At 59.9% G+C, this 20,526-nt stretch carries 23 protein-coding genes and 1 tRNA gene; 9 read left to right on the top strand and 15 right to left on the bottom strand.

Annotation, left to right across the window (positions count from 1 at the left end; genetic code table 11):
* Window positions 1-8: 8 nt before the first annotated feature.
* A complete protein-coding gene (serS, locus tag V6607_RS20335) occupies window positions 9-1,289 on the top strand; it encodes a serine--tRNA ligase (RefSeq protein WP_003219618.1) in 1,281 nt (426 codons plus the stop codon).
* A complete protein-coding gene (gene cysG / locus V6607_RS20330) occupies window positions 1,290-2,684 on the top strand; it encodes a siroheme synthase CysG (protein ID WP_134326931.1) in 1,395 nt (464 codons plus the stop codon).
* A gap of 181 nt (window positions 2,685-2,865) precedes the next feature.
* Here the strand turns inward: cysG and V6607_RS20325 are convergent, their stop codons facing one another.
* The 7 genes from V6607_RS20325 to V6607_RS20295 all read right to left on the bottom strand — a co-directional run bounded on the left by V6607_RS20325 (window position 2,866) and on the right by V6607_RS20295 (window position 7,078).
* Window positions 2,866-3,861: a glutathione S-transferase family protein gene (locus V6607_RS20325; protein WP_134326930.1), complete on the bottom strand. Its 996-nt coding sequence runs from the start codon at window positions 3,859-3,861 to the stop codon at window positions 2,866-2,868.
* Between the two features lie 88 nt (window positions 3,862-3,949).
* The gene (locus V6607_RS20320) at window positions 3,950-4,951 is read right to left on the bottom strand and encodes a glycosyl transferase family protein (RefSeq protein ID WP_102369435.1); all 1,002 of its coding nucleotides are present in this window, start codon (window positions 4,949-4,951) and stop codon (window positions 3,950-3,952) included.
* On the bottom strand, window positions 4,948-5,283 hold the full coding sequence (locus V6607_RS20315; RefSeq protein ID WP_008431552.1) for a TusE/DsrC/DsvC family sulfur relay protein: 336 nt from the start codon (window positions 5,281-5,283) through the stop codon (window positions 4,948-4,950). Before V6607_RS20315 ends, V6607_RS20320 begins: the two co-directional genes overlap by 4 nt.
* Window positions 5,280-5,573: a sulfurtransferase complex subunit TusB gene (gene tusB, locus V6607_RS20310; protein ID WP_003219628.1), complete on the bottom strand. Its 294-nt coding sequence runs from the start codon at window positions 5,571-5,573 to the stop codon at window positions 5,280-5,282. The genes V6607_RS20315 and tusB overlap by 4 nt, the downstream gene beginning before the upstream one ends.
* Window positions 5,573-5,923, bottom strand: coding sequence for a sulfurtransferase complex subunit TusC (gene tusC, locus V6607_RS20305; protein ID WP_008431550.1), 351 nt, complete (start codon window positions 5,921-5,923; stop codon window positions 5,573-5,575). Before tusC ends, tusB begins: the two co-directional genes overlap by 1 nt.
* A gap of 1 nt (window position 5,924) precedes the next feature.
* Window positions 5,925-6,317 (bottom strand): sulfurtransferase complex subunit TusD, encoded by a 393-nt coding sequence (tusD, locus tag V6607_RS20300; protein WP_003219632.1) that lies wholly within the window; start codon window positions 6,315-6,317, stop codon window positions 5,925-5,927.
* Window positions 6,318-6,406: 89 nt separating this feature from the next.
* Window positions 6,407-7,078 carry a Bax inhibitor-1/YccA family protein gene (locus V6607_RS20295; protein WP_003219636.1) on the bottom strand — a complete coding sequence of 224 codons (672 nt, stop codon included), beginning with the start codon at window positions 7,076-7,078 and terminating at the stop codon, window positions 6,407-6,409.
* A gap of 152 nt (window positions 7,079-7,230) precedes the next feature.
* Here V6607_RS20295 and V6607_RS20290 point away from each other — a divergent pair.
* Window positions 7,231-7,321, top strand: a tRNA-Ser gene (locus tag V6607_RS20290).
* Between the two features lie 247 nt (window positions 7,322-7,568).
* Here the strand turns inward: V6607_RS20290 and V6607_RS20285 are convergent.
* The gene (locus tag V6607_RS20285) at window positions 7,569-8,480 is read right to left on the bottom strand and encodes a bifunctional GNAT family N-acetyltransferase/nucleoside diphosphate kinase regulator (RefSeq protein WP_008431545.1); all 912 of its coding nucleotides are present in this window, start codon (window positions 8,478-8,480) and stop codon (window positions 7,569-7,571) included.
* Between the two features lie 362 nt (window positions 8,481-8,842).
* Here V6607_RS20285 and V6607_RS20280 point away from each other — a divergent pair, with 362 nt between their 5' ends.
* The gene (locus V6607_RS20280) at window positions 8,843-9,301 is read left to right on the top strand and encodes an Hsp20 family protein (protein WP_003219642.1); all 459 of its coding nucleotides are present in this window, start codon (window positions 8,843-8,845) and stop codon (window positions 9,299-9,301) included.
* A 127-nt stretch (window positions 9,302-9,428) separates the two neighbouring features.
* Here V6607_RS20280 and V6607_RS20275 read toward each other — a convergent pair whose 3' ends face one another.
* From V6607_RS20275 to V6607_RS20260, 4 genes are all read right to left on the bottom strand, one after another.
* A complete protein-coding gene (locus V6607_RS20275; RefSeq protein ID WP_003219643.1) occupies window positions 9,429-10,757 on the bottom strand; it encodes an OprD family porin in 1,329 nt (442 codons plus the stop codon).
* A 230-nt stretch (window positions 10,758-10,987) separates the two neighbouring features.
* A complete protein-coding gene (locus V6607_RS20270) occupies window positions 10,988-11,245 on the bottom strand; it encodes a hypothetical protein (RefSeq protein ID WP_102604527.1) in 258 nt (85 codons plus the stop codon).
* Window positions 11,246-11,285: 40 nt separating this feature from the next.
* On the bottom strand, window positions 11,286-12,278 hold the full coding sequence (locus tag V6607_RS20265; protein WP_087693044.1) for a zinc-dependent alcohol dehydrogenase family protein: 993 nt from the start codon (window positions 12,276-12,278) through the stop codon (window positions 11,286-11,288).
* Between the two features lie 62 nt (window positions 12,279-12,340).
* Window positions 12,341-12,643: a metalloregulator ArsR/SmtB family transcription factor gene (locus V6607_RS20260; protein ID WP_003219649.1), complete on the bottom strand. Its 303-nt coding sequence runs from the start codon at window positions 12,641-12,643 to the stop codon at window positions 12,341-12,343.
* 179 nt (window positions 12,644-12,822) lie between these two features.
* Between V6607_RS20260 and V6607_RS20255 the strand changes: the two genes are divergently transcribed.
* Entirely contained in the window at window positions 12,823-13,143 is a 321-nt protein-coding gene (locus V6607_RS20255) for a hypothetical protein (RefSeq protein WP_134326928.1), read from the top strand.
* A gap of 98 nt (window positions 13,144-13,241) precedes the next feature.
* Entirely contained in the window at window positions 13,242-13,439 is a 198-nt protein-coding gene (locus tag V6607_RS20250; protein WP_023658951.1) for a hypothetical protein, read from the top strand.
* Between the two features lie 56 nt (window positions 13,440-13,495).
* On the opposite strand, the gene V6607_RS20245 is transcribed toward V6607_RS20250, so the two are convergent.
* Window positions 13,496-14,056, bottom strand: coding sequence for a fasciclin domain-containing protein (locus V6607_RS20245; RefSeq protein ID WP_003219652.1), 561 nt, complete (start codon window positions 14,054-14,056; stop codon window positions 13,496-13,498).
* 191 nt (window positions 14,057-14,247) lie between these two features.
* On the opposite strand from V6607_RS20245, the gene V6607_RS20240 reads away from it, so the two are divergent.
* The gene (locus V6607_RS20240) at window positions 14,248-14,997 is read left to right on the top strand and encodes a hypothetical protein (protein ID WP_032898777.1); all 750 of its coding nucleotides are present in this window, start codon (window positions 14,248-14,250) and stop codon (window positions 14,995-14,997) included.
* Window positions 14,998-15,012: 15 nt separating this feature from the next.
* On the opposite strand, the gene V6607_RS20235 is transcribed toward V6607_RS20240, so the two are convergent.
* Window positions 15,013-16,278, bottom strand: a complete 1,266-nt coding sequence (locus tag V6607_RS20235) for an MFS transporter (RefSeq protein ID WP_008431532.1) — start codon at window positions 16,276-16,278, stop codon at window positions 15,013-15,015.
* 240 nt (window positions 16,279-16,518) lie between these two features.
* On the opposite strand from V6607_RS20235, the gene V6607_RS20230 reads away from it, so the two are divergent.
* Both V6607_RS20230 and V6607_RS20225 read left to right on the top strand, forming a co-directional pair.
* The gene (locus V6607_RS20230) at window positions 16,519-17,646 is read left to right on the top strand and encodes an MFS transporter (protein WP_050550296.1); all 1,128 of its coding nucleotides are present in this window, start codon (window positions 16,519-16,521) and stop codon (window positions 17,644-17,646) included.
* Window positions 17,647-17,713: 67 nt separating this feature from the next.
* Window positions 17,714-18,799 carry a LacI family DNA-binding transcriptional regulator gene (locus V6607_RS20225; RefSeq protein WP_238544206.1) on the top strand — a complete coding sequence of 362 codons (1,086 nt, stop codon included), beginning with the start codon at window positions 17,714-17,716 and terminating at the stop codon, window positions 18,797-18,799.
* Between the two features lie 108 nt (window positions 18,800-18,907).
* Here V6607_RS20225 and V6607_RS20220 read toward each other — a convergent pair whose 3' ends face one another.
* Complete coding sequence (locus V6607_RS20220) at window positions 18,908-20,518, bottom strand: GMC family oxidoreductase (protein WP_134326927.1); 1,611 nt, start codon at window positions 20,516-20,518, stop codon at window positions 18,908-18,910.
* Between the last annotated feature and the right edge of the window lie 8 nt (window positions 20,519-20,526).

Raw genomic sequence — 20,526 nt, 5'->3', positions numbered from 1 at the left:
AGACCGACATGCTCGATTCCAAACTGTTACGTAGCAACCTTCAGGACGTAGCGGACCGCCTGGCATCCCGTGGCTTTGCCTTGGATGTTGCGCGCATCGAAGCGCTGGAAGAACAGCGCAAGACCGTCCAGACCCGCACCGAAGCACTGCAGGCTGAGCGTAATGCGCGTTCCAAATCCATCGGTCAGGCCAAGCAGCGCGGCGAAGACATCGCGCCGTTGATGGCGGACGTCGAGCGTATGGCTGGCGAGTTGGCTTCCGGCAAAGTCGAGCTGGACGTTATCCAGACCGAACTGGACTCGATCCTGCTGGGCATCCCGAACCTGCCGCACGAATCCGTGCCAATCGGCGAAGACGAAGACGGCAACGTCGAAGTCCGTCGCTGGGGCACGCCAAAAGCCTTCGATTTCGAGATCAAGGACCACGTCGCCCTGGGCGAATTGACCGGTGGCCTGGACTTCGAGACAGCGGCCAAAATGTCCGGTGCGCGCTTTGCCTTGCTGCGTGGCCCGATTGCACGCATGCACCGCGCCCTGGCGCAGTTCATGATCAACCTGCACACCGGCGAGCACGGCTACGAAGAGGCTTACACCCCGTACCTGGTCCAGGCTCCGGCGCTGATGGGCACCAGCCAGCTGCCGAAATTCGAGGAAGACCTGTTCAAGATCAGCCGCGATGGCGAAGCCGACTTGTACCTGATCCCGACCGCCGAAGTGTCGCTGACCAATATCGTGGCCGGGGAAATCCTCGACGCCAAGCAACTGCCGATCAAGTTTGTCGCCCACTCGCCATGCTTTCGCAGCGAAGCCGGTGCATCGGGCCGCGACACCCGCGGCATGATTCGCCAGCACCAGTTCGACAAGGTCGAGATGGTGCAGGTTGTCGAGCCGTCGACTTCCATGGAAGCGCTGGAAGGCCTGACCGCCAACGCCGAACGCGTCCTGCAATTGCTGGAGCTGCCGTACCGCGTTCTGGCCCTGTGCACCGGCGACATGGGTTTCAGCGCCGTGAAGACTTACGACCTGGAAGTGTGGGTGCCGAGCCAGGACAAATACCGCGAGATTTCGTCGTGCTCCAACTGCGGTGATTTCCAGGCCCGTCGCATGCAGGCGCGTTTCCGTAACCCGGAAACCGGCAAGCCCGAGCTGGTCCACACCCTCAACGGTTCGGGCCTGGCAGTAGGCCGTACCCTGGTGGCCGTGCTGGAAAACTACCAGCAGGCTGACGGTTCGATCCGCGTACCTGAAGTGCTCAAGCCGTACATGGCGGGCGTTGAGGTCATCGGCTAAATGGAATTTCTGCCGCTGTTTCATAACCTGCGCGGCAGTCGTGTGTTGGTCGTCGGTGGCGGGGAGATTGCCTTGCGCAAATCCCGGCTGCTGGCCGACGCCGGCGCGTTGTTGCGGGTGGTTGCTCCCCAGATTGAAGACCAGTTGCGTGAACTGGTGCAGGGCAGTGGCGGTGAACTGATTTTGCGTGGTTATCAGGAGGCCGACCTCGACGGTTGCACCCTGATCATCGCGGCGACCGACGACGAGCCGCTGAACGCGCAAGTGTCCAGCGATGCCCGGCGTCGTTGCGTACCGGTCAATGTGGTGGATGCGCCGGCCTTGTGCAGCGTGATCTTCCCGGCGATTGTCGACCGTTCGCCGTTGGTGATCGCAGTGTCCAGCGGCGGCGATGCGCCGGTGCTGGCACGGCTGATCCGCGCCAAGCTGGAAACCTGGATTCCGTCGACTTACGGCCAGTTGGCCGGGCTGGCGGCGCGGTTTCGCAGCCAGGTCAAAGGCTTGTTCCCGGATGTGCAGCAACGTCGCGCGTTCTGGGAAGATGTCTTCCAGGGCCCGATTGCTGATCGGCAACTGGCCGGGCAGGGCGATGAAGCCGAGCGTCTGCTGGTGGAGAAAATCAACGGCGCGCCGCCGCACGCACCGGGCGAAGTCTACCTGGTGGGCGCAGGCCCGGGTGATCCGGACCTGCTGACGTTCCGCGCCTTGCGCTTGATGCAACAGGCCGACGTGGTGCTGTACGACCGCCTGGTGGCGCCGGCGATTCTTGAATTGTGCCGTCGCGATGCCGAGCGGGTGTATGTCGGCAAGCGGCGCGCAGACCATGCGGTGCCGCAGGACCAGATCAACCAGCAACTGGTGGACCTGGCCAGGCAAGGCAAGCGCGTGCTGCGGCTCAAGGGTGGCGATCCGTTCATCTTTGGGCGTGGCGGTGAAGAGATCGAAGAGCTGGCGGCCCATGGCATCCCGTTCCAGGTGGTGCCGGGTATTACCGCGGCCAGTGGTTGCGCGGCGTATGCCGGTATTCCGCTGACCCACCGCGACTATGCGCAATCGGTTCGCTTCATTACCGGGCACTTGAAGGACGGGACTTCGGACCTGCCGTGGAGTGAGCTGGTGGGCCCTTCGCAGACCCTGGTGTTCTACATGGGCTTGATCGGGTTGCCGATCATCTGCGAACAGCTGATCAAGCATGGTCGTTCGGCGGATACGCCGGCGGCGTTGATCCAGCAGGGCACCACGTCCAACCAGCGGGTGTTTACCGGCACCCTGGCTGACCTGCCACGCATGGTGGCGGAGCATGAGGTTCATGCGCCGACACTGGTGATTGTGGGAGAAGTGGTGCAGTTGCGTGAGAAGCTGAAGTGGTTTGAAGGCGCTCAGTCGCAAGTCTGACACGTCTCCTGTGGCGAGACCGTCTCTGTGGCGAGGGAGCTTGCTGTGGGGAGGGAGCTTGCTGTGGGGAGGGAGCTTGCTGTGGCGAGGGAGCTTGCTCCCGCTGGAGTGCGAAGCGCTCCCAGGATTTTGGGGCCGCTGCGCAGCCCAGCGGGAGCAAGCTCCCTCGCCACAGGGTTTGTCAGCTCAAGATGCCTTTTCCGCTCAGTCTCGCGCGGTCATGCTCCGCCTCAAACGTCTGCAACGGCCCCTTCGGCACAATCCCCGTCGGATTAATCGTGCGGTGACTGGCGTAGTAATGCCCCTTGATGTGAGCAAAATCCACCGTCTCGGCAATCCCCGGCCACTGATACAACTCCCTTAGCCAGTTCGACAGGTTCGGATAATCCGCAATTCGCCGCAGGTTGCATTTGAAGTGGCTGTAGTACACCGCATCAAACCGGATCGCCGTGGTGAAAAGCCTTACATCGGCTTCAGTCAGGTATTCTCCCGCCAGGTAACGATGCTCACCCAAGTGCTGCTCAAGGTGATCCAGTTCGGCAAACACATCATCAAATGCGGCCTCATAAGCCTTTTGTGACGTGGCAAAGCCTGCGCGGTACACACCGTTGTTCACGGCGGGATAAATTCGATCGTTCAGTGCATCAATGGTCGAGCGCTGGGCTTCGGGATAGAAATCCAGTTGATTGCCGGTCAGTTCATTAAACGCACTGTTGAACATGCGAATAATCTCCGCCGACTCATTGCTGACAATCCGCTTGAGCTTGTTGTCCCACAACACCGGCACTGTGACCCGCCCGGTGTAGCTGGCGGTGTCGGCGGTGTAGCGTTGGTGCATGAAGGTGAAGTCGTCAAGCTTGTCGCCGCTGGAGCCATGGGCCTTGTCGAAGGTCCAGCCGTTTTCCAGCATCAGCCAGCTGACCACCGACACGTCGATCAGGCTTTCCAAGCCTTTGAGCTTGCGCAGGATCAATGTGCGGTGCGCCCAGGGGCAGGCGAGGGATACGTATAAATGGTAACGACCGGCTTCAGCCGCGAAACCGCCTTCGCCGGTCGGGCCGGGTTCACCATCGGCGGTCACCCAGTTGCGGCGTTGCGCCTGCTCCCGTTGGAAGGCTCCGTCTGCGCTACTTTCGTACCACTGGTCATGCCAGCGTCCTTCGATCAGCAAACCCATGACTGACTCCTTGGCTAATAAGCGTTGGAGTGCAGTCTAAAGGTCTGAGTTCGAACAAAAAGCGCAAAGGCTGGGGGTTAATGATCGACTAAATCGATTTGTCCCGGGCATCCCAGTACTGTTGGGCCAGTTCGAACGCCTGTTCCCGCGGGTGGCCGAGGCCGCGCAAGGCCAGGGCCATGGTGGCGATCAGTGCCAGTTGCGGGTAGCTGTCCTGCACCTCACCGCGCCATAGCGCCTTCAAATGCTCGGGCTCCAGGGCCGCAGGCTTGACGTGGCGCTGGGCGGAGAGGGCGGGCCACTCTTCATCCCAGCTTTCGCCGCCGGTAGTGCCGTACAGGTGGCTGATGGTGTCCGGGTTGATCTCGATCTCGCCGCCGTCGCCCTTGATCACGATGCTGTTGTCGCCAAGCAGGCCGCTGGCATCGCGGTGTACGCCCTGGTAGCCCGGGTGGAAGATGCTTTGCAGGCCGCAGCGGGCGCTCAACGGGTTGAGGATGCGCGCCAGTGAATGGATCGGCGAGCGCAGGCCCAGGGTGTTGCGCAGGTCGATCATGCGCTGCAGTTGCGGCGCCCAGTCCCCCAGGGGAATAAACGCCAGGTTGCCCTGTTCAAGGGCCGCTTCCACCTGTTGCCAATTGCGGCACAACGGAATCTGCAAGCCATCCAGCAACTGCTCGGTGTAGAGCCGGCCTGCCGTATGCGCGCCGCCGCCGTGCATCAGGATACGCACGCCGTTCTGTGCCAGGCACTTGGCTGCCAGCAGGTACCACGGCAGGTGGCGTTTTTTACCGGCGTAGGTCGGCCAGTCGACATCCACATTGAGCGACGGTGCATTCAGGCGCTCGCGCACGGCTTCGGTGAAGCCTGCGAGTTCTTCCGGGCTTTCTTCCTTGTGCCGCAGCAGCATGAGGAAGGCGCCGAGCTGGGTGTCTTCGACCTTCTCGTCCAGCAACATGCCCATGGCTTCCCGGGCTTCCTCACGGGTGAGGTTGCGGGCGCCGCGCTTGCCTTTGCCGAGGATGCGCACGAACGGCGCGAACGGGTGCTCAGCAGGGGTTTCAGTGATCAACGGGGCAAAATCAGTCATAAGCAATTCGTCGGCCTGGGCAGGCCCGCCAGCTTGGCGGCGAGTTTGGCGGGAGTGCCTTTGAACAGTCGGTTGAGGTGCAGGCTGTTGCCCTTTTCCGGGCCCAGCTTCAAGGCGGTGTACTTGATCAGCGGGCGGGTGGCGGGCGACAGCTGGAATTCGGTATAAAAGCCGCGCAGCAGTTCGAGGATTTCCCAGTGTTCCGGGGTCAGCTCCAGCGCTTCGGTAGTGGCGAGGGCGTTGGCCACGTCGCTGGACCACTCGGTCAGGTCGACGAGGTAGCCGTCCTTGTCCAGTTCGAGGGTGCGTTCACCTACGGTCAAAGTGTTCATAGCCAGGTGTTGACCTTGTCATAGTCGATCGACAGCTGGACGAACGCCGGGTAATCGACACTGCCGGCCCATTCAGGCACGGCGAGGTTACGCGCCTGGCTGTCTTCGGCCAGTACAAACACTTTCACGCCCCTGGCCTGCAGGGCCTGGCAAGGCGCGCTGGCGGGTTGCAGGGCGTAGGCGCCGTCGCCGCACAGCAGGATCGCATCCTGGGTGCCACAGAGGCGCAGGCAGCTGTCCAGCCGGCTGTCGGTAAAAGGCGAGTGGGATACCACATGCAAGGTCGACATCAGAGGGTAATCACCTGGTCGTAACGGTCAATCATCTGTGAAATTTGTTCACTGCTCAGCGGCTGTGCGTTGCCGGAGGTGGCCAGCCCGCGCACGCCGAGGCTATGGCTGCAGGCAAACACCTCTTCGACGCCAAATAATTCCAGGGCCTGGAGGTTGGCGCTCAGGTCTTTCTGTTGCACGGCCCTGGCGTCCTGGCTCGCGGCCAGTTGAAACACGCCGTCATCCAGAAACAACAGGCCAATCGGCAAATCAAACGCGCCGCCAGCCAATACGATATCCAGCGCTTCACGGGCGCTGGGGCCGGACCACGGCGCCTGTCGGCTGATCACCAGCAAGGATTTCGACATGTCACGGCCCTCCGAAGCAGATCAAGCGGTCAGCGGACTGGGCGGCGTCATGCAACTGCCCAAGCCCGGACAATGCCCAAGGCGCGTCCAGGTTCACCGCGCTGCGCTGATAACGGGTGGCCTCTTCGGCATTCAGCACGCCACGGCGCAGGGCCGCGGCGATGCACACCACGCCATCGAGCTGATGCTCGCTGACAAACTCGCGCCACTGACGGGCGATATCCTGCTCATCCTGCGGCGCAACAATGTTAGTGGACGCGCTGTAGACGCCATCCTGATAAAAAAACAGCCGCACAATCTCATGCCCACCCGCCAGCGCCGCCTGGGCGAACAGCAAGGCACGGCGCGAGGAGGGCGCATGGGCGGCGGAAAAAAGCGCAATCGCGAACTTCATGGAACACTCTGAAGGCAAAACCTGTGGCAATGATAAAGCCGCAGGCAACAAAAAGCCCGCCGAAGCGGGCTTTTTGCGTGCGGCTGCGATCAGTCGTCGCGGCCCATGATGCCGAAGATCTGCAACAGGCTGATAAACAGGTTGTAGATCGATACATACAGGCTGATGGTGGCCATGATGTAGTTACGCTCGCCACCCTGGATGATTGCGCTGGTCTGGAACAGGATGCAGGCCGAGGAGAACAGCACGAAACCTGCGCTGATCGCCAGTTGCAGGCCGCTGATCTGGAAGAACATGCCTGCCAGTACCGCAGCCAGCAACACGAAGAAACCGGCGGTGATGAAACCACCCAGGAAGCTCATGTCCTTGCGGGAGATCAGCACGTAAGCCGACAGGCCGCCAAATACCAGGGCAGTCATGGCAAATGCCGAGCTGACCACTTCCGCGCCGCCGGCCATGCCGAGGTAACGGTTAAGGATCGGGCCGAGGATAAAGCCCATGAAACCGGTCAGGGCAAACGCCGACACCAGGCCCCAGGCCGAGTCGCGCAGCTTGTTGGTCAGGAAGAACAGACCGTAGAAGCCGATCAGCACGACGAAGATATTCGGGTAGCCGACGCGCATTTGCTGGGCTACGAAGGCCATCACGCCGCTGAACGCGAGGGTGAGAGCGAGCAAGCCGTACGTATTGCGCAGGACGCGGCTAACTTCTAGCTGCTCAGCCTGCGCGTTTCCATTCACTGCGTAATTTTGTTCGCGCATGGCGACACTCCTTCAGTTTTGAAACATTCAGTCGCAAGGATCATAACAGACGCTCTGTAACAAGCTATGGCGAGAGTTTGACAGTGTGTTTCATTCGGGTATTATGGCGCCCGCTGAGGCAGGATGAGCTACGCTAATCCTGTGTTGCACAAGGGAAATTGGCAGAGTGGTTGAATGCACCGGTCTTGAAAACCGGCGGACGTTAATAGCGTCTCCAGGGTTCGAATCCCTGGTTTCCCGCCAAGATTTACTCAAGAGCCCCGCTATTGCGGGGCTTTTGCGTTTCTTGGGTTCAGGAATACACCTCCAATCGTTTCCGCATCATTTCAGGCAGTTTTCGCAACTCTGCAAAAAGTGGGCGTCAACGGGTAGGGTTCACTATTTCACCCACGCGCCGATAACCGTCTCGGTTATCAGTTCACGCCGGAGAAGTCAGGCACCCAAGCCGGGCGCGCTGACTGGCGTGATTCGTGACTGAGAAAAGGCGCAATTACAGGTGGAAGTCGCCCGCTGCCTCCGGCTGGTAAAGCACTTTCTTGATCTCAATCCGGCGGGTCCGGTCAGCAATTCGCCAGTCGATGGCGTCTCCCTCCTGATAGCCAAGGATGGCGGTGCCTATGTCGGAATACACGGAATGCTTTGCTGCGTTGCTGTCCGCGTCTTCAGGGTAGACCAAGGCCACTTCGAACTCTTCATCGTCCAGTTGCAGCAAGGCCCTGGAGTTCATCGTGATGACATTGCACGCCACCTGCTGCGGCTTGACGACAATGGCCCGCTCAAGCTCATGTTCGAGTTCAACAACCGCCGGGCCTTGCTCGAACGCGATCAGATCCTCGAGCCTGGCCTTGTCGATTTCAGTGATGTAGATCCTGGTGGAGTCGCCACCGGCGCCTTCGCGCAAGAACTGGAAATAGCTCGCCGCCGTCATGGAAAATGACGTCAATGTCGGCGTTTCGCTCTCCAGCATAAAGCCGCTGCGCAGAAAGGCTTTCAGCGAGCGCGAGTTGTCCGGGTGAATCTTGGCGATGAGCTTCTCGGCCCGCATGTCGAGGAAGGCCAGTTTCATGCCTTCGCGGATCGTGCTGGCGCCCAGGTTCCGGCCCCATTTGTCGCTGTCTCCGATGACCAGGACAATCTCGCAATTTGAGCCGGTCTTGATGAGACGGACAAAGCCCACCGGGGCGTCATGCCGGTCATAGGCCATAAAGAATCTGCCGCCCTGGTTGAATAGATGAGTCAGGATCGGCAACTGAGTCCGATCAATGACTTGCTCAATGGAGCGGGAGACATGACGCGAATCGCTCAGATAGCAGGTGATGCGTTCATCCTCTAACCAATCCACCAACGTCAGCGCGTGCGCCCGCGTAATTTCAGGGCACAGCGAAATGAAAGGCTTGTTCATCTTGACCACACTTATTTGTAAAGGATTGAAGCCCTTCATGGATATGTCATGGCGGTTCTTCGGCAACCGGATATTTTAAGACATGCCGCGAGTAATGGCGAACATGCCAGAGAGTTCCAAGAAGCCACCGCTTGCTGAACCCGACCCAGGCAAGCACTCAAGAGAAAGGTGGGCTGACTACGTATCGCAGCCTGAGGGCGGCCTGTCTATCCAACCGAGCAAGCCGTTCCCGGCTGGTACTCAAATGTAAAAATTTTTATCTGCCCTCTTGAAAATTTTTCCGGCGAACATAAATTTTTATCACGCGACGCCGAATGCGGGTCGCGCACTTAATCACTTGGATTTAATCAGGAGATTTTGAGATGGCTACTACCCTTTCGTTGGCCCCTTTGTTCCGTCAATCCGTGGGCTTCGATCGCTTCAATGACCTGTTTGAGTCGGCGCTTCGCAGCGAGGCTCCGAACACTTATCCGCCTCACAATGTGGAAAAGCACGGTGATGACGAATATCGCATTGTCATTGCTGTCGCTGGGCTTACTGAAGCGGATCTGGATATACAGGTCGAGAAGGGCGTTTTGACAGTCGTTGGCGACAAGCGCGAAACCGAGAAAGCAGTCACTTATCTGCACCAGGGCATCGCGCAACGAGCATTTCGGCTGTCGTTCCGGCTGGCAGATCATATCGAGGTGCGCGGTGCTTCGATGAACAACGGGCTGTTAAGCATCGACTTGCTGCGCGTGGTTCCTGAAGAGGCCAAGCCCAAGCGCATCACGATTGGTAGCGGGAAAGAGCCCGAACTGCGTCAGGTTAGTTTGCAATAAGTCAGCGGTAACAAAAAAGGCGCTCTTGGTAGCGCCTTTTTTTGTGTGTGGAATCAAAACGCCTACCGATCAATAATTGGCTACGCAGAGTACCCGGTAGATCCATCAACCGGGCACTCCCGCCTGTTTAGAAGATATTCAACGGGTACTCGGTAATCAGGCGTGTCTGCACCAGATGCCCCCCGGTGGATGCATCACCATCGTGCCAGGCTTCCCTCAGGCGGAAGGACAGCTTCTTGGCCGGGCCACTCTGCACGACGTATTTCACTTCGGCGTCGGTTTCGTGTTCCTGGTCGTTGGCGCCATAGAACCCGGTGTAGGCCGAATTGCCGGGGGTATGCGTACCGTCGATGCCAGCACCGCGAATATGGCGGGCCATGAAGCTCAGGCCGGGGGCGCCAAAGGCTCCCATGTCCAGGTCATAGCGCATCTGCCAGGACCGCTCGCCCGGGCCGTTGAAGTCGGAGTATTGCACCGAGTCAGCCAGGTTGATCGAGTTGCCGTAGCGCCCGGCACCGACGCCGGCATTGGTCTCCCCAAAGCCGACGTAGTCGAACGGCTCGTCACCATGCACTTTCTGCCCGGCCAGGGTGAAGGTCTGTGCACCCAGGGTGTAGGCAGCCGCCAGCGAGGCTGCGGTGGTGTCGATGGTCCCGGCCTTGGCGCTGCCGTCGTCCAGTGTGCGATAGAGGTTGAAGTCCAGCGCGACGGATTGGTCATCGGTCAGTGGATGAACAAGGTTCAGGTTGACGTAGTACTGATTCCACACGTCTTCCAGGTGTGCTCCGTACAGCGACGCGGTGAATTCCTTGCTGAACTGGTATTTGCCCCCCGCGAAGCTGGCCGACGACGCTTCCACGCCCGCATAGCTGGCGAGAATGTCGCCGCTGCGCGAGGTGGTGGTGGTACCGGTACCGGAGGTGTAATGGCCGGCCTCCAGGTTCAGGCCGGTGATTTCATGGCTGTCGATCTGGAAGCCTGTTGCGGTCTGTGGCATCAGGTAGTTATCGGCGGTGGCGAACACCGGTGACGTAGGCTGCAGGTCGCCGACCTTGAGCGTGGTATTGGAAATACGGAACTTGACGTCACCACCGGCCTTCGCGAAGCCATGATCCGGATTGCCATTGGCGTCGGACGGTATGTTCGGGCCACCGGCGCGGTCGGTGTCCCCGTCGATGCGCAACGCCAGGTCGGCAAACGCATCAATGCCGATGCCAATGGTGCCTTGAGTGAAGCCCGAGCTGTAGGTCGCCATCAGCGCCTGGCTCCAGTCACGGGTGTGGGCGCCGTTGCCGTTCTGGTTCCAGAACAGGTTGCGGTTGAGGATATTCAAGCTGCTGTCGGCGACAAAGCCCTTGGAGTCGGACTGATCGCTGGCATAGCTCATGGCCGGCAAGGCAAATGCCAGCGCCACGGCCAAGGTATTGAGCTGAAGTAACGGTTGACGTTTTTTCATTATATTTTGCTCCTGTGCACGAGTTCGTGTGGGAGCATTAAGGCGACAGCCCAGGCCATCAACAAATGAAACTGGATGAAGGTTTTGATATCCCTTTTACCAAATTCCAGGCAAAGAAAAGCCCGCGATGGGGAGTGCGGGCTTAAAGGTGTTCACTTAGGAGCTGGAGTGACGATAAGCGCTCGAGTGTGAAAGGGATGTGAAAGGCTGTTGGGTGCGTAGCGTATTTATCACGAGTGATCCTCTCCTCGCACAATCCTTCCGGCCTTCACCTCATCCGCGTACCCGCTGAGCTTTTCCTGCTGAGCCGCGAGCAGTGCACCCATCTTCATCAGGGCGACTGCTTCGTCGGGTGATTTGGCGACCCCGGCGATAGTGGCCAATTGATTGACCGACCAGGCGATAACGGCCGTCGCATCTTCGAGGTCGTAGAACAGTTCCTGCTGTGCGGTCCTTGGGCCGTCGAGCCTTTCCATCAGTTCTGCCATTTACCCGTGCTCTCCAAAAAAGTGGTTCAGTGCGATCAGCTCAGGCACCGTTGCGCCAATCCTCCTGTAAGCCGGCAAACACGGCAATCGCGATTTTCCCTTGAATGCCGTTGTTGGGGCTTTCCAGGCGGGAATGGGCGAGCGGGATGTCGGCAAGGGAATAGACCGCGCCAACGTGTGGCCGCAGTTGACCGTTGGCGATCAGTGCGCTCATTTCATCCAGCTTGCCGCGGTTCTGTCGTGTGAAAACGAAGTGATAACTCGCGTTCCTGCCCCAGGCCTGGACGAGGTTCTGGGGGTGCGCCGTGTCCACAATCGTGACCACGCGACCCAGTTGCGCAAGCGCGTCCGGGCTACGGGACAATGTGGTGCCGCCGATGGTATCGAACACCACATCAACGCCACGGCCACCCGTTTCCCGCAGGATGGCGTCGACGTAATCTTCCTTTTCGTAGTCGATGATTACGTCCGCGCCCAGGCTTCGCGCGAACTCGACATTGACGTCGCGTACGGTGGTGAACACCTGGGCGCCAATGGCTTTCGCCAGTTGGATCGCCACATGGCCGACGCCGCCCGCGCCGCCGTGCACCAGGATGCTTTCTCCCACCCTGAGGGCTGCACGCACCACCAGCGCTTCCCAGGCGGTGCCGCCGACCAGGCTCAGGCTTGCCGCTTCAAGGTGACTCAGGGCAGGGGGCTTCTTCCCGATAATGCCTTCGGCCGCCACGTGGTATTCGGCATAGCTGCCGGGTCCGTCAAATATTTGCGGGGTGTACCAGACTTCGTCGCCTGGCGCGAAGGACGTAACCCCCGGCCCGACTTCCTCAACGACCCCCGATACGTCATGCCCGGTAATCGCCGGTAGCGGCACCAGGTCAGCGTAGTCGCCACGTCGGACCTGGTAATCCAGCGGGTTGATGGAGGTTGCGTGTACGCGGACCAGGACTTGCCCCGTGTGCGGAACGGGCTTGGGAACGTCGCGAAGTTCGAATGATTCCGGGCCGCCAAATGACTTGAGTATCAACGCCTTCATTGCATTTCCTCGTTTCGACAAAAAGGGATATCGCGAAATCTCGATATTCTGTGGTAAAAAAACTACAAATCTTTCCCTATTATCTCGGCAAGCCTGCGGATGGTGGCTTCATTGCGCTTGTAGTAAGTCCACTGGCCGATGCGCCTGACTTCGACCAGGCCCACCCGTTGCAGCGTTGCCAGGTAACCGGACACCGTCGACTGCGAGAGCCCGATGCCTTCCTGAATACTGCTGACGCACACGCCCACCGTGTGAACGTCCCCTTCATCTTGTGCAGGGAAGTTCTTCTCGGGGTCCTTCAAACCTTTCAGGATTTCGAGGCGTGTCTGGTTTGAGAGGGCTTTGAATATTTCGAGTAAGTCCATGGCGCGATCATATCGAGAATTATCGATATGTCAATGTATGTCAGACATAATGGGTAGTCAGTTTCAGGCCTCACCGGAGGCGGCGACCAAGGACCTGTCGCGCTGCGGGCCTCTGAGCTATAACAGTGTAAAAGCACAAAAAACAAACGTGTTTCCGGGCTGTTTTCAGGAGAGAACTCATGAGTGCCATGGACGCGGGGCAAGTGGTGCCTGGCTACGTAACCTTCGTCGGGCGTGAGGCATCGTGGGCCGGACGCCAGTTCATGAGCTTCAGCTATAGCGTCAATGGGCAGCACTTTCACAAGTCTCTCAACGAGACGGTTGACGCTTGGTCAACGACGGCGCTTCGTAAAGCCTCGAATGGTTTGCGAGTGGGAGACCCGGTGTCTGTCTGGTGTTCTCTCACCGACCCCGAGGTGTGTTGCATTGGCGAAAAACCAGCAGAGAAACCCGCGATCCTGCGGTGGATAGAGTCTCTCGGAGCGTTAGGGCCGTTATGAAATTGATCCCCACCGTTCGTCCATCGTCCGGCACTCGCGACACCGCACCGTTTCTCATGTTCAAGCACGGACATCCCGCGCTAGAACGGAGAGCCAGCATGGAAATTAACGAGAAGGCCCCAGGGAATGTATCCCAGCAAGGCGTAACGCGCGGTACAGACAATGAAACCGGGCATGATCCTCGGCGCGATCAACCTGAAGCGCCTCTACCACCGGACGATGATGCCCCTCTGGAAGAGGATATGTCGGATGTGGATGCGGCTGATTCTGTCGCGAGTGAACACCCCGACAACTGAAGCATCCGAATCAGCCCGACGCACACTGCGTCGGGCTTTTCGGTGTCAAGCGACGATTACGGCATCAGCACCGAATCAACCACATGAATCACGCCATTGGACTGCATCACATCCGCAATGCTGATGCTGGCCTTGCCCCCCTTGGCATCCACCACCCACAATTTGCCGTCATGCAGCTTGATCGTCAGCGACTCACCCTGCACGGTTTTCAACATCACGGTACCGCCGTTCTTCTTGGCGTCGGCCATCAGTTGTGCAGAGGTATGAGTGCCAGCCACCACGTGATAGGTCAGGATTTTTGTGAGATCGGCTTTGTGCTCAGGTTTCACAAGCGTATCCACGGTGCCTGCGGGGAGCTTGGCGAAAGCTTCGTTGGTCGGTGCGAATACGGTGAACGGGCCTTTGCTGTTAAGGGTATCCACCAGTCCGGCTGCCTTGACCGCCGCCACCAGAGTGGTGTGGTCCTTTGAGTTGACTGCGTTTTCGACGATGGTTTTCGTCGGATACATCGCCGCGCCGCCCACCATTACGGTGTCGGCGGCAAAACTTAGGGATGTGGTGACGGAGAGGATCGTAAAGCAGGCAACGGCAGCAATTTTTTTGTAGATGGCGTGCATGATGTATCTCCTTGGTGCTTGTGCCCTCCGGGTGAGGGTATTGAATCTACGTACCAAGGATCAAAGTGGATGCACCTCTGGAAAAATTATTGGTTTGCCGCCCTCACTGCACTTTTTCCCGTTCTTCCGATCTATCTCTGTCCCGACCACACTAATTTCCGGCGTGGACAGCAGACCCAGACCTGGTGCCGATGGATCGCACGTTACCTGTTTTTATCACCCGATGGATGCGTCAGCCGCTGTGGCTGGCTGCGGTTTTGATGCTTTGCGCCAATGGTTGCAGCCAGCAGCAGGGGCGCGATATTGCCACGCAGTTCAGCAACGGCAAGCCCGACGAGTTCTTCCAGACCAGCGTTGATCGCATGGCCACCCTGAGCATGCGCGACAACCTGCAAAGCCTGTATCTGCTGATGAGCAAGCTCTACCTGCGCAACCCCAACCAGTGGCGTCAATCGGGTTACACCGACGCGGTGACCGCCGCCCGGCAAATCCGCCAGGCCATCGAACTTCGCCAACCGCTGCCTGCCCTGGGGGATCGTCGCGACCTGGCGGCGCTGAGCTATTCCCTGAGCCCGGAGTTTCGCGGCGACCGGGTAGGCGCCTTCATCTACGCGATCGGCAGCATGCTGGTGACGGCACACGGCGGGCGCACCGAGTTTTATATAACGGACTCGATCAACCCGCAGTTCGTCAGCAATGCCGCGCGCAATATCGAGAAGGCCACCTGGCTGCTCAGTCAGCGCCAGGATGCCAATGGCTCGCTGTTGCTGTTCTCCAACGAGATCTCGGAGGCGGGCAGCAACCTCAGCTTTGCCGTGGAGTTCGGCAAGATCGTCGCGCGCCTCGACCTGTTGACCCAGATGCTCGACGAACGCTACCGGCGCATCGGCCTCAACTACGCGCAAAGCTTGCTGCTGATGAATTTCCTGCCGGTGCAGTGACGATGCGTGCCTCCCTCACACCTCGGTTTGCGCTTTGCCGCGGGCAACGGTTTTCTTCGGCGCGCGCATCAGTAGTGGGCCGAACGTCGCGAGCAAACCGAGCATCACCAGCGGGAAGAACATCAGCTTGCTCAGGCCGAAGTGGCTGACGATGACGGTGATGACGGCGGGGCCCACCAGCATCCCGGAAAATCCGATGCAGTTGACGATGCCGATATTGCGCCCGGCATGTGCCGGGTCCCGGCGCCCGGCGGCTGAGATCATCAACGGTGCGATGCACGAAAGGCCGAGGCCAAACAACGCGAAGCCGACAACGCCGGTCACGGCCGTACCGCCCAATATCGTGGTGATCATGCCGAGGACGCACAACGTACCGCATCCAAACACCACCTGCGCATTACCGAACGCAGCGGCCAGGCGGTCGCCAAAAAGACGCCCCACGAATGACGCACCGACGAACAGTGAGACCGCCATGCCTGCGGTCGAGGTGGTGGTCGCGAACTCCCGGCGAATGTATTCCTGGCCCCAGTCGGCAATTGCGTTTTCGCCCATCATGCTGCCCAGCAGCAAGGTGCCGAGAGCGATCATCACCAGCAGCGTCTTGGCCGAAGGGCCCTTGCCGGTTTCGTCCCGGGACTGGGTGCCGGCTTGCCAGTCGTCGAGCTGGGCGTCGGGCACATCATGCTTGCCCAGCAACCATCGGCTGAACACACAGCCCAGAATGAACATCGCCAGGCCCAGTACGGTGTAAGGCACCAGCACGCTGTCGGTGTAGAACCGGGTCAGCCAACTGCATGCCATGCCCAGCAGGAAGCCGCCCAGGGAATAGAAGGCATGGAAGCCGGACATGATCGAGCGTCGATAAAACCGTTCAACCTGCACGCCGTGGGCATTCAAGGCGGTATCCAGGGCGCCGCGCAACAGCCCCAGCACAGAGCCGAAACACAGCGCAAACCAGAAACCGTTGACGAAGCCCAGCGGGATAATCGAAAGGGGATAGGCGAGGGCGCCAAGGGTAATTACCGGCTTGGCGCCGAAGGTGTCCAGCAGCCGCCCGACCAGCAGCGCACCGGCTGCGGAACCGACACCGACCCCGAGGGCAATCAGGCCGAAACTCGAGTCCCCGAGTTCTCCCGTCAGGCCAAGCTGGGTCCTGAACACGCTTACACCGGTGGACCAGATGTACATCATGGCGCCGATCATCATGAAGCCGAGAAAGGTGGCGATACGTGCCTTGCGAATACGCGGGGGGATCGGGGTTTTCTGGAAAGTGCTTATCACGCTGCATGGTCCCTTTTGTTTTTGTGGGGTGGTTATGCAATTTTGGGTTATACGAATAACCTTGCGGAAGTAAAACCTGCACCCTGTGGGCTGTCAATGCTTTATCAATCCAGAATATGTAACAGTAACAAGGCAGTGGCTGGCGCTTGAGTTTTAAGTTATACGTATAACTCCAACTGTCCAGGTATTGGGGTTTCCGTGTCGTCTCAAGAGTTGTTATTGCCGTGCTCCACGCCGCATATGTCGGCCTACCGCTTGACGTTTCTGCTGTCCGGCCTGTGCATGGGCGCCTGGGCGCCGCTGGTTCCCTATGCGCGCAGCCGGGCCGGGGTGGACGACGGCGCATTGGGCATCCTGTTGCTGTGCCTGGGCCTGGGCTCACTGGTGATGATGCCGCTGGCGGGCATCCTGAACGCCCGCAAAGGTTGCCGCTTTACCATGCACATCGGCATCGCCCTGGTGTTTCTGACGCTGCCTCTGCTGGCGACCACACATTCATTCTTGGGCTTGATGTTTGCCCTGACCGTGTTCGGTGCAGGGTGCGGCGCAGTGGATGTGACGATGAACGTACAGGGCGTGATGGTTGAGCGTGCGACCGGGCGGTCCTTGATGTCGGGTTTTCATGGCTTGTTCAGCCTGGGCACGATTGTCAGTGCGGCGGGGATCACCGCGCTGCTCTGGCTGGGCGCCACGCCGTTGCTGGCCAGCAGCGCGGTGATGGCGGCACTGGCTGCGTTTGTCCTGAGTTACGGGCGCCAGATGCTCGGGCGCAGCGGCGAAGAGGGCAGCCCGATCTTTGTGCGGCCCACGCGTAAAGTCCTGGTGCTGGGGGTGCTGTGCCTGTTCGCGTTCCTGGCCGAAGGTGCGATTCTCGACTGGAGCGCGGTGTTCCTGACCCAGGTGCGTGATGTCGAGCCTTCCATTGCAGGCCTGGGCTACGCCTGCTTCGCCGTGATGATGGCGTTGGGGCGCTTGAGTGGCGACCGGATTCTGCTCAGGCTCGGCGCCCGGCTGGTACTGGTGGGCGGTGGCCTGATTGTAATCCTGGGCTTTCTCACTGTGGTGCTCGCGACGAACTGGCAGGTGAACCTGGTGGGGTTTGCGGTCATCGGCATCGGTTTGGCCAATATCGCGCCGGTGTACCTGTCGCTGGCGGGCGCGCAAAAGACCATGCCGGGGGAACTGGCGATTGCCGCTGCCACCAGCCTCGGTTATCTGGGTATCCTGATGGGCCCGGCGGTGATCGGCTTGTTCGCCCACGCGACGAATCTATCCTGGGCGCTGCTGGCGGTTGCCTCGCTGATGGTCGCAATCATGTTCAGTGCCACACGACTGGTTCCGAAGGTTTCCCCTCAGCGGGTACACTGAGCGCCTGTTTTTTCATGACCTCGCATGAGGTTTCAAAAGGATTGGGAAGCAAGCGATGGCCGTTTCAATGAAAGACGTAGCACTGGCGGCAGGGGTGTCCCAGCCTGCGGTGTCTTACGCCTACAACCGACCTTCCAAACTGTCCCCGGCCCAGCGCGAGCATATCCTCGAGGTGGCCGCTTCATTGGGCTACCCGGGCCCCAATGTGCTGGGCCGCAGCCTGCGCTCGGGCAAGATCGGCGCCATCGGGTTGATGATGATGGACAAGTTGTCCCTGGCCTTTGCCGACCCGTGCACCATCGCCATGCTGCGCGGCATCAGTGAAGTGGGCGAGTTGGAAAATGTCGCACTGACACTGTTTCCGCTCAACAACAACCGCCTGGTGGGCCGGGGCCCGGCGGCGAGCCACGGCAGCCTGGCCCTGCGCGGGCTGGTGGATGGCCTGATTATCTCGACCCTGCCCGATGATCACCCGGCGGTGCTGGCGGTGGTGAAGCACAGTATTCCGTTCGTGGTGATCGACTCGCCGCTGGTCGAGAATTCGTTTTTTGTCGGCATCGACGATCGCGGTGCGGCTCGCACGCAAATGCAGCATCTGCTGGACCTGGGCCACCGCAAGATCGGCGTCATCATTGACCGCCTCAACCCGGATGGTTACCGCGGCCCGATTGACCTGCAACGCTTCAAAAGTGCCAGTGAGCGGATTGTCCGCGAACGCCTCACCGGTTACGTGGAGGCGGCCACCGCCGCGGGCCTGGCGTTTGAAGACCTGAGCGTGATCGAGGCCGGTGGGCTGGATTCCACGTCCGGCCAGGCTGCAGCGTTCACATTGCTGACCTCCAACGACGTCACGGCAGTGGTGGCGTGCTCGGATGTGATGGCGATTGCCTGCATGAAAACCGCCCACGCCCTCAGTCGCCAAGTGCCGCAGACGCTTTCGGTGATCGGCTTCGACGATATTCCCGAGGCGGTGCAACTCGGTTTGACCACCATTGCCCAACCCATGGTGGAGAAGGGCGTGTACGCCGCACGCATGCTGACCGAGCAATTGAATGCCCCGGCTGATGCGCCGCTGGCGCCCGAGCAGAAGATTTTCGCCACCAAGCTGGTGGTGCGTACCTCGACCCGCAGTATCCAGCAGGCAGACGCCTGATCCCGTTGGTAAGGGATCGCTGTAGGAGCTGGCTTGCCTGCGATGGCATCGACTCAATACCACTGACAGACCGAGTCGACTGCATCGCAGGCAAGCCAGCTCCCACCTTTACCCGGGCTGCCCCTTGAAGTGTGCCGCTACTCTGAGGGCATTCGCCGCGATGGTCAGTGCCGGATTAACCGCCGCCGACGACGGGAAGAACGAGCTGTCCACCACCCATACATTCTCCAGGTCATGCAGCTTGCAGTTCAGGTCCAGCACGCTGGTGGTTGGGTCCTTGCCCATCACGGCAGTGCCGCACTGGTGGGAGTTCGTCGCGATGCCCATGCGCGCCTTGAGGATCAGCGGATACCCTGCATCACGCATGGTTTGGGTGGCCTTGCTCACCAGTCCTTCATGGGCCTTGAGGTTGTTCGGCGTCCAGTGAACCTTGATCGCACCGCGCTGTGTGTCGTAGGTGACGCGGTTGTCCTGGGTCGGCAGATCTTCCGAGGTCAGGTACAGGTCTACGCTGTGGTCAGTGATATAGCGTGAAGCGAATTTCGGCAGCCAGGGCCGCATGGCACTGATCATCGGCTCGCGGATTTTCCCCAGCATCTGCACGTTACCCAAGGGGAATGCGTTGTGCGGGCTGGCGCTGTACCAGTCGTTGATGGCCAGGGTTTTCTGGAAGGTCACGTTGTTCTTGCGTCGCGGGTCCACCGCCAGCATGAAGGTGCTGTTGTGCACCATGTAGTTACGCCCCAACTGCCCAGAGCTATTGCCCAGGCCATGAGGATGTTGAGCGTTCGCAGACTTGAACAGCAATGCCGCGCTGTTGACTGCGCCGCACGCCAGCACGAAGCGTTTGGCACGCAGTGTCACCTCGCGTCCATCGAACAGACCCCGCGCTTGAGTCACGGTTTTGCCATCGTTATCGGTGTTCAGCTGCCGGATCGTGGTGCGAGTCATCAGCCGAATGCTGCCACTGCGCAGGGCGGGCCTGAGCGCAGAAACTTCAGCGTCGGCCTTGGCCTCCACCAGGCACGGATAGCCATCGCAGGTTGAGCACAATACGCAATCGCCGCCATCGCCATAGTCCACCGCCGCCGGCATCACGAACGGCTTGAGTCCGGCACGCTGCATGCTTTGCTCCAGCGCAACCAGGGCCGGGTCGTGCTTGAGTGCCGGTTGCGGGAAGGGTCCTGAACGCCAGGGTTCGCTTGGGTCAATGCCGGCCTGGCCATGCACGCGGTAGAGCTTTTCCGCTTCGGCGTACCAGGGTTCAAACTCGGCGTAGCTGACGGGCCACGCAGGCGACACGCCCTCGGCATGCTGGATCTCGCCAAAGTCCGCCTCGCGAAACCGTGGCAGCATGGCGCCGTAGAATTTGGTGTTGCCGCCGACGTAATAAAACACCCCCGGCGAAAATGCTTGGTTGGCCTGGTCCAGCCACGGTTCGGCATTGCGATAGCGTCCTTGGCCGAACACCGCTTCAGCGCTCCAGTTCTGGATTTCCCGGGGCAGGAAATCCCCTCGTTCGACGATCACAATATCCAGCGCGCTGTCACGCAGGGCATGGGCGAAGGTCGAACCGCCCATGCCCGAGCCGATAATCACCACGTCACAGTTGATCGTGCCATCTGCATCAGGTGTCACCACGTCGAGGGCGCGCGGTTCGCGCGGCGCCCCCGGTTGTGGATTCAGCTCTGCATGATGCGAAATCAATGCATCACTCATGTGAGCCG

The sequence above is a fragment of the Pseudomonas sp. KK18 genome, from assembly GCF_037094675.1.
Lineage (GTDB): Bacteria > Pseudomonadota > Gammaproteobacteria > Pseudomonadales > Pseudomonadaceae > Aquipseudomonas.
Note: the sequence above shows the minus strand (reverse complement) of the source record. Positions and strands in the feature narration are given on the sequence as shown.